At 59.8% G+C, this 12,884-nt stretch carries 12 protein-coding genes; 8 read left to right on the top strand and 4 right to left on the bottom strand.

What is annotated here, in order from left to right; all coding sequences use genetic code 11:
* The first annotated feature begins 145 nt into the window (after positions 1–145).
* From ROI90_RS13130 to ROI90_RS13140, 3 genes are all read left to right on the top strand, one after another.
* Positions 146–1,342, top strand: coding sequence for a carboxypeptidase-like regulatory domain-containing protein (locus tag ROI90_RS13130; RefSeq protein WP_315998805.1), 1,197 nt, complete (start codon positions 146–148; stop codon positions 1,340–1,342).
* Positions 1,343–1,445: 103 nt separating this feature from the next.
* On the top strand, positions 1,446–2,294 hold the full coding sequence (locus ROI90_RS13135) for a 4-hydroxy-3-methylbut-2-enyl diphosphate reductase (RefSeq protein ID WP_315998806.1): 849 nt from the start codon (positions 1,446–1,448) through the stop codon (positions 2,292–2,294).
* Positions 2,295–2,310: 16 nt separating this feature from the next.
* Positions 2,311–3,060, top strand: a complete 750-nt coding sequence (locus tag ROI90_RS13140) for a fatty acid desaturase (RefSeq protein ID WP_315998807.1) — start codon at positions 2,311–2,313, stop codon at positions 3,058–3,060.
* 46 nt (positions 3,061–3,106) lie between these two features.
* On the opposite strand, the gene ROI90_RS13145 is transcribed toward ROI90_RS13140, so the two are convergent.
* Entirely contained in the window at positions 3,107–3,844 is a 738-nt protein-coding gene (locus ROI90_RS13145; protein ID WP_315998808.1) for a LytR/AlgR family response regulator transcription factor, read from the bottom strand.
* A 262-nt stretch (positions 3,845–4,106) separates the two neighbouring features.
* Between ROI90_RS13145 and ROI90_RS13150 the strand changes: the two genes are divergently transcribed.
* Positions 4,107–4,682, top strand: coding sequence for a hypothetical protein (locus ROI90_RS13150; RefSeq protein WP_315998809.1), 576 nt, complete (start codon positions 4,107–4,109; stop codon positions 4,680–4,682).
* A 52-nt stretch (positions 4,683–4,734) separates the two neighbouring features.
* Here the strand turns inward: ROI90_RS13150 and ROI90_RS13155 are convergent, their stop codons facing one another.
* From ROI90_RS13155 to ROI90_RS13165, 3 genes are all read right to left on the bottom strand, one after another.
* Positions 4,735–5,103, bottom strand: coding sequence for a heavy-metal-associated domain-containing protein (locus ROI90_RS13155; protein ID WP_315998810.1), 369 nt, complete (start codon positions 5,101–5,103; stop codon positions 4,735–4,737).
* A 59-nt stretch (positions 5,104–5,162) separates the two neighbouring features.
* Positions 5,163–7,457, bottom strand: coding sequence for a TonB-dependent receptor (locus tag ROI90_RS13160; protein ID WP_315998811.1), 2,295 nt, complete (start codon positions 7,455–7,457; stop codon positions 5,163–5,165).
* An 88-nt stretch (positions 7,458–7,545) separates the two neighbouring features.
* Entirely contained in the window at positions 7,546–7,995 is a 450-nt protein-coding gene (locus ROI90_RS13165; RefSeq protein ID WP_315998812.1) for a hypothetical protein, read from the bottom strand.
* 309 nt (positions 7,996–8,304) lie between these two features.
* On the opposite strand from ROI90_RS13165, the gene mraZ reads away from it, so the two are divergent.
* From mraZ to ROI90_RS13185, 4 genes are all read left to right on the top strand, one after another.
* Positions 8,305–8,781: a division/cell wall cluster transcriptional repressor MraZ gene (gene mraZ / locus ROI90_RS13170; RefSeq protein ID WP_315998813.1), complete on the top strand. Its 477-nt coding sequence runs from the start codon at positions 8,305–8,307 to the stop codon at positions 8,779–8,781.
* Positions 8,782–8,790: 9 nt separating this feature from the next.
* Positions 8,791–9,720 carry a 16S rRNA (cytosine(1402)-N(4))-methyltransferase RsmH gene (gene rsmH, locus ROI90_RS13175; RefSeq protein ID WP_315998814.1) on the top strand — a complete coding sequence of 310 codons (930 nt, stop codon included), beginning with the start codon at positions 8,791–8,793 and terminating at the stop codon, positions 9,718–9,720.
* A 125-nt stretch (positions 9,721–9,845) separates the two neighbouring features.
* Complete coding sequence (locus ROI90_RS13180) at positions 9,846–10,574, top strand: FtsL-like putative cell division protein (RefSeq protein WP_315998815.1); 729 nt, start codon at positions 9,846–9,848, stop codon at positions 10,572–10,574.
* Entirely contained in the window at positions 10,558–12,867 is a 2,310-nt protein-coding gene (locus ROI90_RS13185) for a penicillin-binding protein (protein ID WP_315998816.1), read from the top strand. Before ROI90_RS13180 ends, ROI90_RS13185 begins: the two co-directional genes overlap by 17 nt.
* The last annotated feature ends 17 nt before the right edge of the window (positions 12,868–12,884 follow it).

Consider the following 12,884-nt stretch of genomic DNA (forward strand, 5'->3'; position numbering starts at 1 on the left):
TTTACCAGCTCTGCACGTAAAAGGCCCCGCTTTTCAGCCGGAAAAGCGGGGCCTCGGTATATCCTGGCCAGGTAGTTGTTCGTTGTAGGGCCGGGCCATTCGTGTGCTGATTGGTATTCCGGCCCGCTCTCATATTTGCTGTTCTATGAAGAAACTACTGCTCCTGACCGCCGCCCTTGCCAGCTCACTTGCCGCCGCCGCGCAACAAACGCAGTTGAAAGGCAAAGTGCTGGATGAGCAAGGGCAGCCCGTCCCCTACGCCAACGTGGGTGTACCGGGCGCCGAGCCTGGCACCGCTACCAATGAGGCTGGGGAATTTAGTTTGCGCGTAACGAAATTGCCGCAGAAGCTGGCAGTAGTAAGCTTAGGGTATGCCCCCACAGTGCTGAGCGTGACCTCCGGGGCGCCGGTTACGATTACGCTCAAAGCCAGCACTGTGGCTTTGCCCGAGGTGAAAGTGCGCAACCCCGATCAGCTGGCCGCCGAGCTAGTGAAGCGGGCCTACGCCAAACTGGCCCGGCACCAGAAAGAAGAGGAGTTCGGCCAGGCTTTTTACCGGCAGAAGCAGCGCCACAACGGCCGCTACACCGAGTTTCTGGATGCCTTTTATGATGTTCGGTTCGATGGGCAGGGCATCAATGGCTGGCAGCTGCAACAGGCCCGCTACGGTTCCGCCGCTGAGGATACGGGCGTGGACATGAGCAACTTTTCCGCCGCCCTGCGGCTGATTCCCGTGTTCGACCCCAAGCCCAGCCGGCGTACGGTATCGGTGCCGTTGAGCCCGGGTAGCACCGAGTTTTTTACGTTTCAGCTACGGGAGGTACTGGAAAACAAAGGCCAGGAAACTGCCGTCATCGAGTTTAGCAAACGCCCCGGGGTAGACCGGTTTGTGCCGGAAGGAACCCTGTACATTGATTTCAATACGGCCGCGCTCCGCCGGGTAGATGCCCAGATTCCGATTGAGCACCTAATGGCTATGCAGCTGCGGCAAGGCACTACCCTGGATGGACAAACCATGCAGCTGACCGTGGATTTCGCTCCGCACCGCGACTCGCTAAGCCGTCTGCAGTCCATCAGGGCCGAGCAGCAGGTAGTATTGCGCTACCGGGGGCAGACCGATACCACCACCATCAACGGGAACCTGTTCTTTTACCGCTACACTGCCCAGCCCGCCGGCAAAGGCTACAAAACCACCGGAGTTGGCTACAACGACCTCAAGCAGGCCAGCAAAAAAGCCTATGATCCGGCCTTTTGGCGCAACCAGGAAGTGTTGCGGGCATCACCGGCCGAGGAGCGGGTAATCCGGGACTTGGAAAAGCGGAAAGCCTTCGGGGCGTTTTAAGGCGGAGCGAAAACTAAACCACTGCGGAGTTTCGCGGTTTGTGTTCTATCTTCCACCCAATGAGCGCAACATTATGCGGTCCGCCGCTGTTAGTCCGCTAGCTATGCCGTACCACCTGAGCGTCCGTATCGACCCCAATTCCGGCTTTTGCTTCGGCGTTATCTATGCCATTCAAATGGCCGAAGACCTGCTGGATGAGCAGGGGTATTTGTATTGCCTCGGCGACATTGTGCATAATGATGAGGAAGTGGAGCGCCTGCAGCGGCGAGGACTTCGCATTATTGATTATGACCAGTTGGCCAAGCTACGGGAAGAGGCCGTCCTGATTCGGGCGCACGGGGAGCCACCCAGCACCTACCAGATGGCCCTGGAAAACAACCTCACCCTGATAGATGCCTCGTGCCCGGTAGTACTCAAGCTGCAGAACCGCATCAAGAGCAGCTTTGACCGGAGCGAGAAGATATTTATCTACGGCAAACATGGGCACGCCGAAGTGCGCGGGTTGCTGGGCCAGACCAGTGGGCAAGCCGTGGTGTTTGAGAACTTGGAGGAGCTGCTACAACACGAGCTGCCCCAAAACATCACCCTCTACAGCCAAACTACCAAAAGCACCGATTCTTTTTATCGGGTGAAAGAAAACCTGGAGGAGCGGGGTTACCAGGTAAATGCCAACGACACCATCTGCCGGCAGGTAAGCAACCGTGACAAGGACCTGCGGCGTTTTGCGGCGCAGTTTGATCAGGTTGTATTTGTGTCGGGTACGAAAAGCTCCAACGGCAAGGTACTGTACCAGGTGTGCCGGGATACGAACCCCGCCACGCACTTTATTTCCAAAGCCGAAGAGCTGTGCCCGTCGTGGTTTCAGCCGGGGCAGTCGGTGGGTATTTGTGGGGCCACTAGTACGCCCATGTGGCAAATGGAGCAGGTGCGCGATATGCTACTTGCCTTTTAGCCCAATTCCGAGTCATATGTCAGTTGCTGCTCCTACCACTGCTACTGCTAGCCGGCCTACGCGGGTGCAGCCTAGGCCGCTGGGGTGGCGTGGGGTGGTAGCCGCTGGTCTTATTATAGCTACCTGGGCTGGGCTGCTGGTATTTCTGCTGGGGTATTATGAGCCCAACTGGCGAAGCCCCTGGCCGTATCTGCTGGCTCTGGTGCAAACTCACTTGTACACGGGGCTGTTCATCACCGCCCACGATGCCATGCACGGGGTGGTAAGTTCCCGCAAGCGCCTCAACAACCTCATCGGTACGCTTACGGCCGGGCTGTTTGCCTTCAACTGGTTTCCCCGGATGCTGCCCAAGCACCACGCGCACCACCGCCATGTGGCTACCGAAGACGACCCCGACTTTCATGATGGTCAGCATGCCAGCTTTCTGTTCTGGTTTGCGCGCTTCGCTTGGAACTACGTAACCGTTGTGCAGGTAGTGCTAATGGCTGTGACCTACAACGTGCTCAAGTACTTCTTTCCGGCGGCCAACGTCATTGCCTTCTGGATGGTACCGGCCGTGCTGGCTACTCTGCAGCTGTTCTATTTCGGTACCTACCTGCCGCATCGGGGTGAGCACGCCCCCGAAAACCCGCACAAGTCGCGGAGCCAGCTGCGCCACCACGTTTGGGCATTCATCAGCTGCTACTTTTTTGGGTACCACTACGAGCACCACGACCAGCCCTACCTGCCGTGGTGGCGACTCTGGCGGGCTAAAGAAGCTGCCTAAGTAGGAAAAATCGGAACTCATGTTTTGGCTCCCAACAGCCACCAATTTAATGTTGGCGCCGAATGAGGGAACGGTTCACGATGCGCTCCGTTACCCGTTCCCGATACGTCTGGCCCAGGGGCAGGGCATGGCCGCTCACTTTCACTTCTAAGTTGCTTACTGAATCGATGCGGGCCGCATTGACTAAGTAGGAGCGGTGCGTGCGCACGAACATACCGGGCGGCAGCTGCTCCTCCAGGTTTTTCAGGTTTACCAACGTCAGGTGGGTACGGCCGTCGGAGGTGTTGATTTTGGTGAAGTCCTTCAGTGCCTCAATGTAGAGCACCTCCCGGTAGTGCAGGCGCACAAACTGGGCGTCAGTGCGGATAAAAAAGGAACCCCAACCCGTGAGCGTATCATTCTGAGCATCGGCGGCGGAAGTACTTACGCGCAGAATACCAGCTACTTTGTTTACTGCCTTCAGAAAGCGGTCCAGGGAAATGGGCTTTAGCAGGAAGTCGATAACATCCAGGTTGAACCCCTCCATAGCGTACTGCGGATAGGCCGTCATCAGGATTACCAGCGGGGGCTGGTGTAGAGACCGAACCAAGTCAATGCCGCTCAGATGGGGCATGGTAACATCCGAAAAAAGCACTTGTACCGGGTTTTCCAGTAGGTAGCGGTGCGCGCTAAGCGGATCAGTAAAAGCGGCCTTAACATCCAGGATATCCGTCATGGCCACGTACGCCTGTAGTAGGTCCAACACGAGCGGATCATCATCGAGAAGCAGGCACGAAATCTTCATGTAGAAGCACTAATTGGGTAGGTGTGTGGTGAATATAGATATATAAAATCGAATCGTCTTATTTATTATTGAAAGAAAACAATTTTCAACAGGTCAGAATGGGACTCTGGTCTACTTTTGAGCCTGCTTGCTATACTTTACCGCTGATAATCAAAGCGTTCCTAGTAGTTTCTGCCGTAGATACCCTGTCTGTGCTTGCTGCAGTTTCTTGTTGCTGGCCCCTGTTCTGATGCCTACTCAACCTTACGCACCTATTTATATTATGACACCTGCTTCTCCTACCATCGGTGCCCCTCCGGGTACTGCACCCGTAATTCTGGGCGTTTCACTTACCATTTCCACGCATGAGGGCCTTCGGCGCTCCTTGCGTTCCGCGTTTGGACTAAGCACCCGGGCTATAAACCTGCGCATCGACCCCGGAATGGACTTGATTTTTCTCTGTGAAACAACGTTGCCAAGCTCGTTGCCCTGCCTGGCTTCACTCACGCATCCGGGCGTAACGGCCGTTACACTACGGGCCGCCACCCTAGACTGGACTCCTGATCCGGAGCATGGTATTGGACGGGGCACGCCCACACTGGGGGCACTGGAAAGTGGCAGCTGCTTTTTAACAGCCAACAGCCGCAAAATCCCGATTGCCACATTTTGTCAACGCAACATTCAGCCTACTCACATTGAAATGGAACTGCTAGGCCAGCCTAACCTGCTGGAGTTTTTGCGCTCTGAATGGTTTACGCTGGAAATATCGGGCACCAACCGCCGCCGCCTAAACCGGCCGCTGGCTTTTGCCGCCAACTTGCAGTTTGAGGTGCGGATGCTGGGTAGCATGGCTGCTTAACTCACCTTCCAACAAAAAAGCCTCCCACTGGTTGGGAGGCTTTTTTGTGATGTTAGTGGGTGCTATTGGTCTTTTTGCAGCAGTCGGGTAGCCGGTCGTACGCCCGGGCTTCAGCCGTTTGGTCGCCGGCATCATAGCCGGTTTTCTGCACGGCGGTGCGTAGGGCGGCCGGGGTGGTTTTGTCGGGGCGGTAGGTTACCGTGAGAATTTTGCTGGGTACATCCAAGGTAGCGGCCTGCACCCCTTTTTCGTAGGCCAACGACTTTTCGAGGCGGGCTTTGCACATGTCGCATACGGCGGACGTTTTTAGCTGTAGCGTTTCGGTGCCGTTGCCCTTCGCCTTCGGAGTTGTTTGCTGGGCAAAGGAGGCGGAAGAAAACAGGAGCGTGCAGGCGAGCAGGAAAGACGAGAAGAGTTTCATGTTGAGCAAAAGGGTTATTCAGTAATGAAAATGCGGGCAAAATAATTGCACCCAGGTAGTTATTGAAGCGTAAAGCGCAGGCCGGCGTACGTCATGCGGCCATATACCGGCCCCCAGATCATGGCCGCGTCAAAATTCGGGCCGAAAGGCGCATAGGCACCTTCAATGGGGTTAGGCTGGCGGTAGTTGGTCAGGTTCTCGACGCCGGCGTATACCTCAAACCGCTTGAAGGCGCGAGTGAGCTGGGTATTAAGCAGGGCGTAGCGCGGGGCATACATCAGGCCGGATTCGGCGCCGTGCTGGTGGCCGCTGCCGGGCGCGTGGGCCAGGGGGCGGCGCCCGAAGCCCTGTACCGTAACGTCTGCCCGCCATTTATCAAAAGCCGTAGCGTACCCCAGATTCAGAAATAACCGGTGCCGGGGCGTGAGCACCCGGGGCAGTAGCTCGCCGATGTAAGTGGTCTGCACATCCAGGTATTTGTAGGCCGCTTTGGCTTGCAAGCCCTTCACCGGCTCCACCTGCACCTCCGTCTGGAAGCTGCGGGAAAAGCTGCGTCCTCCGGCCTCTAGGTTACCAATAAGCAGGTAAGAGGCTACGGAGTAGGGGTCAGCCACCACTTGGTTCTGGAACTCGGTGTGGTAGTAGTCGGTGATGAAGGTGCCGGGCCGGCCGAAGGCGTTGAAGTATTGGGTGAACGAGCCGCCCACGTTCCAAGCCGTTTCGGGCCGCAGGTTGGGGCTGATGACGAAGTCGCGGGAGCTGACCAGCATGCCGGCGTTTTCGGCAATGGGGTTGGCCGTGCGCTGACCCCGGCCGGCAGCCAGGCGCAGCACCGTGTTCTTGGCCGGGTCGTACTTCACGTTGAGGCGGGGCGTCAGAAACCAGCCGTAGAGGTTGTGGTAATCCAGGCGCAGGCCAGTTACCACCGTCAGGTTGCGGGCGTTCTGGTAGGTGTACTCGGCAAAGGCGCCGGGCACCTGCTCCAGGCGGTTGCGGTGCTCCCGGGCATAGCGCTCCGCCGGCGTCTCGGTGGCGTAAGTGAAGCCGGTGCGGAATACTTCCCGGAAATCATCGTGCAAAAAACTCAGGCCGGCCCGGTAGGTGTGGGCCGTGGTACCAATGATGCTCTGGAACAGCAGCGTGGCCAGGCCCGTGGTCTGGGTGCCGTCGTAGGTGCGCGGGCCGTAGCGGGAGGTAAAGTCGTGGCTGGTGCCGCTCAGCAGCAGGCCTAGGCTCTGGTAGGGCCGGCCGGGCCAGGTGTAGCTGGTTTTGGCGTAGCCGGTGTATCGGTCGGTTTCCTGGGTGGTGCCGTAGAACGCGCCCGGCTGTGCCTGGCCTTCCCGGTAGCCCAGCTGCCCGCCCTGGCGGGTTTCGCGCAAAGCCCCCAGGCCCACTTCCGTCACCAGCCCCTTGCCCGACATGTACTTCCACTTGTTAAAGAGGTTGAACTGCGTGGCCAGCGGTAAATCCAGGAAGGTGTCGTTGTTACGGTCGACGCGGCGGCCCAGGTGGTCGGTGTGCAGCAGCAGGGCCGTACTTACCTTCTTGCTCACGCGGGTGGCCAGGTTCAGGTTCACGTCGAACTTGCCCAGGTCGTTGCCATAAGCGTTGAACAGCAGCCGGTCGGTTTTGTCGGGTTCTTTGAGGCGCACGTTTACCTGGCCGGCAATGCTTTCGTAGCCATTCACCACCGAGCCCATACCCTTGATGATGTCGATGCTCTCAATCCAGGGCCCCGCCAGGTAGCCCAGCCGGTAAGGAGTAGAGAGGCCCCGCAGCGCCGGTAGGTTATCAATGGTGAGCAGGGAATAGGCTCCATCCAGCCCCAGCAGCTGAATCTGCTTAGCCCCCGACACGGCATCAGTGGTCGAAACTTCCACCGAGGCGTTGGTTTCGAAGCTCTCGGCCAGATTACAGCAGGCCGATTTGGTCAGGTCGCGGCTGGTGATAACCTGGGTGTTGGTGGGCGTGAGGCCCGAGTAAGAAGGGGCGCGGCCTTCTACTTTTACCTCGCCCAGCTCCTGAGAGCGGCGCAGGCTCACGCGCAGGTAGCCGCCGCTGGCCTGTACGGTATCGGCCTGGTACCCCAAAAAGTTGATGATCAGGCGAGTATCGGGGCTGGCGGGCCGCACTAGCGAGAAAGAACCCTGGGTATCGGTGGTGGCCGCCTCAGTTGGGGCGCTCAGCCAGCGCACTACCGCGCCGGGCACCGGCGTATTGGTGGTGCCATCCAGCACCTGCCCGCGCACGGGTGCCACCGAGGCGTCGGGCGTTTGGGCTATAACCGGCAGGGTGCTGCCCAGCACCAAGCCCGTAGCGGCAGCCAGCCGGCCGGGTCTTGAAAGAAAACTCATGATAATTACGTAGTTAGCGTTTCTGATGACCGATGCCTCACCGGCACGGGCCTTTGTTCTCTCCCGGTGAGGAGAAGCGCAGAAAACGCTAGACTACCAGCACGCCCACGAACGTGAGCAGCTGCCGCCCGGCTCGGGGTGGGGGCGAGGAGTCGGCGGCGTGCCAGCCCTGGGGGCCAGCTATCCAGATAAAAGCCGGTACCGCCGCCCACATAGCCGGGGCGGGCCACTCCGGTACAATTGCCGGGGCGGGTACTTTCAGCCAGGCTAACTCCGCTGAAGGTGCATCCAGCTTGTGAAAATGGGCCCCAAACTCGCAGCAGGACGCCGTGAGCTTTGTCGGGCCTGCCTGCTCCAGGTTGTGCTGCCGGGCCTGCACCGGCGGGCAGCCGTGGCGCGCCGGGCTGAATACTACCGCCGCTGAGCGGTGGCCGCTTTGCCTACACGTATGCTGCTGCACCGTGAGCCCCACCGAAGAGGTGAGGACCAGCAGAGCCAGCCAGCAGCTAAAGAGCCTGTGTAGCAAAGGGCGTTTCATATTCGAAGGCAAAGATACAAGCTAAGCCCTAGAGTATAGCCTGCTAAATTTGAGTACGCAGTGTATGAAATTGCGGACCTTTGCCCAAGCGTTGCCGGCTGGTTAGTACTCTAATACGACGTGCTGGTGGTAGCTGTCATCTTGGCACTGTTGGTTGGCGGCAGGCTACGGGAGTGGTTGAAAAATGCTTTTGAAGCGAGTAGGCGGGGTTTTTGGTGGTGGTAGAAAATGGTAAATAGTGGTGGGCTTTTCCGATGGGTTGCGTACTTTTGCTATACCCCGTTTCTATGCCCGCTCACTTCCCTCCCCATGACCCAGCTGCTCTCCGGCGAATACGAGTGCAAGCTCGACCCCAAAGGTCGGCTGGTGCTGCCGGCCAAGGTGAAGGGCAACCTGCCCGAGGCCTCGGGTAACCAGCTGGTGCTGGTGCGCGGGTTTGAGCCCTGCCTGGTGTTGTACCCCCGGGCCGCCTGGCGTATAATTCACGAGAAGGTGATGGCGCTGGATGAGTTTAACGAGGAGTACCGGCAGTTTCAGCGCAACTTCTTCCGGGGCATGACGGAGGTAGAGCTGGATAGCATTGGCCGGTTTATGCTGCCGGGCACCATGCGCCGCTACGCCGGTATCGAGAAGGAGGCCATTATAGTAGGCCTGGGTAACCGCTGCGAAATCTGGGACCCCACGCGCTACGACGACTTCCTCATTAAAGACCAGCCGACTTTCTCCAAGCTGGCCCAGAAATTCCTGACCCTTGACCCCACCGCCGCCAACCCGCTGGCGGCTTAACCTATTGCCTTGGACCACTACCAGAACGATACCGACTACCACCGCCCGGTAATGCTGCAACAGTGCCTGGAGGCGCTGGATTTGCAGCCCGGCGGCCGTTACGTAGACGTCACGTTCGGGGGCGGCGGGCACTCGGCCCGGATTCTGGAGCGCCTTGACAAGACCGGGCACCTGTACAGCTTCGACCAGGATGCGGATGCCGAGCAGGAAGCCGCCAAGCTGGCCCGCCCGGAGTTTACCTTCATCCGCAGCAACTTCCGCCACCTGCACCAGGAGCTGCAACGGGCCGGGGCCCTGCCCGTGGATGGGCTGCTGGCCGATCTGGGCGTGTCGTCGCACCAGTTTGATACGCCGGAGCGGGGCTTCAGCACCCGTTTCGAAGGGCCTTTGGATATGCGCATGAATTCTGAGGGCGAGGAAACCTCAGCCGCCGACATCATCAACGACTATTCCGAAGCCGAGCTGCACCGTATTTTCGGGATGTATGGGGAGGTAACCAACGCCCGCACGCTGGCCGCCACGGTGGCCGCCGCCCGGCGGGGGCAGAGCCTCACCACCATCGGGGCCCTGAAAAAGGCCATTGCCCCCGTGATGCCCCGGGGCAAGGAAAATAAGTACCTGGCCCAGGTGTTCCAGGCGTTGCGCATTGAGGCCAACGACGAAATGGCTGCCCTGCGCGAAATGCTGGAGCAAACCGCCCAGGTACTGCGCCCCGGCGGCCGGCTGGTGGTCATGAGCTACCACTCCCTGGAAGACCGGCTGGTGAAGAACTTTTTGGCCAAAGGCAAATTTTACGGCGAAGTGGAGAAGGATTTGTTTGGGCGCACCAACCTGCCCTTCGAGGTGCTCACCCGCAAGCCCGTGGAAGCCTCCCCCGAGGAAACCGCCCTAAACAGCCGTGCCCGGAGTGCAAAGCTGCGCGTCGCAATTAAGAATTAAGAAATGGCGTGGCTTTCGGTAAAGAAACGAGGTGTGTTTTGGCTTTTCCGGAAGGGAAGCAAGGCGGTAAGTCCGATTGAAACGGTCAATTTTTAATTCGTAATTCTCAATTTTTAATTCCTGAAATGGCCACCAATACCATCCGTCCTGCTGAACAGCCCCGCGCCAACCGGCCCCGCGTGCTGGCTCCTGAGCCGGTGGTAGTGGCCGAGCCCCAGCCCGCGCCCGCCCCGGCGCCCCGGGCCCCCAAGCCCCCGCGCCCGCCGCGCCCCGCCGCCGAAAAAGGCAGTTCCTGGAGCGTATTTACCCTGCTGGAGCGCGTTACGCGGGTGGATGGCCTGTTCCGGGAAGGGCTGCCGGTGCGCTACCTGCCCAAGCTGCTGTTTATCATGTTTCTGACCTTGGTGTACATCGGCAACACGCACTATGCCACCCGCATGAACCGCAGCATCCAGAAGCTGAAGGTGGAATCGGAGGACTTGCGGGCCGACTACACTACCCTCAAATCAGACTATATGGAGGCCAGCAAGCAAAGTGAGGTGGCCCGCAAAGTAGCTCCCTACGGGCTGGTGGAAAGCTCCTCGCCGCCCTTCCGCATTGCCGTGCCCGCCGGCCACCTCGATGAGGCCGAGCTGGACATGCTGCCCGTGCTTACTGCCGACTCGGTGGCGGCCCTGGTGGCCCGGGCCAAAGCTGACTCCCTGCGCCGCGTAGCCGGGCCCGCTGTGGGCGACACCGTAGAAATTGGGGCCCCGCCCGTGCCCATCGGCACCGATGCCGTGGGCGAGCATACCACTGATTCACCTTCTTCCAATCGTTCCGCTACGACCCGCCGCAATGAAAGGAAACGTTAAAAAGAGCATCGTTACCCGCGTCCGGCTGGCTTTTCTGGGCGTGTGCCTGTTTTCCTGCGCCGTAGTGTGGCGCATTACGCACGTGCAGTTCACCGAAGGGGCCAAATGGAGCGCCCTAGAGCAGGAGCGCCGCATTGTGTACCAGCCGGTATTCGCCACCCGCGGCAACATCTACTCCGATAACGAGAGCATCATGGCTACCTCATTGCCCTTCTACCGGGTGGCCTGGGACCCCAGCGTGGTCAGTGATGAGCTGTTCAACCAAAAGGACGACTCTTTGGCGCTGATGCTGTCCCGCTTTTTCGGGGACCGGACGCCGCTGGACTACCTTTCGCGCCTCAACAAAGCCAAGCGTAACAAGTCGCGCTACCTGCGCCTGAACTCCCGGCAAATCAACTTTCAGGAGAAAAAGGAGCTGGCGAAGTGGCCCATTTTCCGGGAAGGCAAAAACCGGGGCGGGGTGATATTTGAGAAGGTGGATAAGCGCTTCCGGCCCTTCGGCGGGCTGGCCCAGCGCACCATTGGCTTCATCAACGAAGACAAGAACGGGGCGGGCCTGGAATTTACCTTCAACAAGCACCTGGCCGGCAAGGATGGGGAAGCCCTGTTCGAGCGCCTGCCCGGCGGCAACAAGCCCATTTACGATGGCACCGAGGTGAAGCCCCAGCCCGGCTACGACGTGAAAACGACCCTCGACATCAACCTCCAGGACGTGGCCGAAAATGCCCTGTACAAGTCCCTGGTGGAGAATAACGCTCAGTACGGCACCGTGATTCTGATGGAGGTAAAAACCGGCGAAATCAAGGCCGTGGCCAACCTGGGCAAGGTGGCCGAGGGCGTGTACCGCGAGGATTACAACTACGCCATTGCCGACCAGGGCCGCACCGAGCCGGGCTCCACCTTCAAGCTGGCCTCCATGATGGCCGCCTTCGAGGAAAACCCCGACTTGCAGCTCACCGACACCATCAACACCGGCAACACCGGCTCCAAGAAGATTGGCGGAGCCGTGAAAACCGACTCGCACCCCTACGGCCGCATTACGTTGCAGCAGGTATTCGAGAAGTCTTCCAACATCGGCGTGGCTATGCTGGCCGACCGGGTATTCAACAAGAACCCCGATAAATACACCGACTACCTCAAAAAATTCGGGCTGGATAAGCCGCTGGGCTTCCAGATGGCCGGTGAAGCGCGGCCCTATATCAAGGACCCCAAAGACCGGAGCTGGAGCCGTACTTCCCTGACTACCATGAGCATCGGCTACGAGCTGAAGCTGGCCCCGCTCCAGACGCTGGCCTTCTACAACGCCGTGGCCAACGACGGCGTGAAGGTGCAGCCCATCATCGTGCGCGAAATCAAGCAGGCCGATAAGGTGCTGGAGAAGTACGAAGGGCAGGTGCTGAACCCCAAAATCTGCTCCGAGGAAACCCTGCAAAAGGTGCGCGCCATGATGGAAGGAGTGGTGGAGCACGGCACCGCCCGCGGCATCCGCACCACCGATTACCTGATTGCGGGCAAAACCGGCACCGCCTGGAAATTCAAGAACGGCGCTTATACCAAGGTGTACTCCACCAGCTTCTGCGGCTACTTCCCGGCTGATAATCCCAAGTACAGCTGCATTGTGGTGGTGGATTCGCCCAAGAACGGCCGCATTTACGGGGCCGACGTGGCCGCGCCGGTGTTCCGGGAGCTGGCCGATAAAGCCATGGCCCGCGACGTAGCTTCGCAGCGCCCCTTGCTGGCCCGGGCCCCGGTGCGTAAGTCGCGGGTGCCCAACGTGCCGGCCGGCATGCAGGATGAGCTGACGATGATGTTCAGCAAGCTGGGCGTAACGCACAACGCCACCGGCGGCGGCGAGGACTGGGTGCGCACCGCCCACCCGGATACCGATAAAGCCAGCCTGACGCTGAAAGCCATGCCCGTGCGCCCCGGCCGGGTGCCCAACGTGCAGGGCCTGACCCTGCGCGACGCCCTGTTTCTGCTGGAAAACCGCCGGCTGCGGGTGCGCTCCGTGGGCAGTGGGCGCGTGAAGGCACAGTCGGTAGCGGCGGGCTCGGTGGCCCGGCCCGGTACCACGGTGGTGTTGCAGCTGGAGCCCATTGGGGGCCGTCTGAGTGCGCCGGTGCTGCTGCCCGTAGCGGTGCCGGACCCCCTGGAAAACCGCACGCCCCGGTCGAATGCCGCGTCCCAGCCGGTTACGTCAACCGCCCGGCCGAGACCAGTGCCGGCTGCCCGGCCGGCAGCCCCGAAAAAGGCCACGGCCGCTACCAAAGCGCAAAGCAGGCCCAGAGCCTGAGCCGCGCCACCCGCTTC

The organism is Hymenobacter endophyticus, assembly GCF_032464715.1.
Taxonomy (GTDB): domain Bacteria; phylum Bacteroidota; class Bacteroidia; order Cytophagales; family Hymenobacteraceae; genus Hymenobacter; species Hymenobacter endophyticus.

What these genes read in the sequence shown, in the direction of transcription:
- ROI90_RS13150 (WP_315998809.1), top strand. Translation starts at nt 4,107, where the DNA reads ATGACACCTGCTTCTCCTACCATCGGTGCCCCTCCGGGTACTGCACCC.
- ROI90_RS13130 (WP_315998805.1), top strand. Translation starts at nt 146, where the DNA reads ATGAAGAAACTACTGCTCCTGACCGCCGCCCTTGCCAGCTCACTTGCC.
- ROI90_RS13180 (WP_315998815.1), top strand. Translation starts at nt 9,846, where the DNA reads ATGGCCACCAATACCATCCGTCCTGCTGAACAGCCCCGCGCCAACCGG.
- ROI90_RS13160 (WP_315998811.1), bottom strand. Translation starts at nt 7,457, where the DNA reads ATGAGTTTTCTTTCAAGACCCGGCCGGCTGGCTGCCGCTACGGGCTTG.
- ROI90_RS13165 (WP_315998812.1), bottom strand. Translation starts at nt 7,995, where the DNA reads ATGAAACGCCCTTTGCTACACAGGCTCTTTAGCTGCTGGCTGGCTCTG.
- ROI90_RS13145 (WP_315998808.1), bottom strand. Translation starts at nt 3,844, where the DNA reads ATGAAGATTTCGTGCCTGCTTCTCGATGATGATCCGCTCGTGTTGGAC.
- ROI90_RS13140 (WP_315998807.1), top strand. Translation starts at nt 2,311, where the DNA reads ATGTCAGTTGCTGCTCCTACCACTGCTACTGCTAGCCGGCCTACGCGG.
- ROI90_RS13185 (WP_315998816.1), top strand. Translation starts at nt 10,558, where the DNA reads ATGAAAGGAAACGTTAAAAAGAGCATCGTTACCCGCGTCCGGCTGGCT.
- mraZ (WP_315998813.1), top strand. Translation starts at nt 8,305, where the DNA reads ATGACCCAGCTGCTCTCCGGCGAATACGAGTGCAAGCTCGACCCCAAA.
- ROI90_RS13135 (WP_315998806.1), top strand. Translation starts at nt 1,446, where the DNA reads ATGCCGTACCACCTGAGCGTCCGTATCGACCCCAATTCCGGCTTTTGC.
- ROI90_RS13155 (WP_315998810.1), bottom strand. Translation starts at nt 5,103, where the DNA reads ATGAAACTCTTCTCGTCTTTCCTGCTCGCCTGCACGCTCCTGTTTTCT.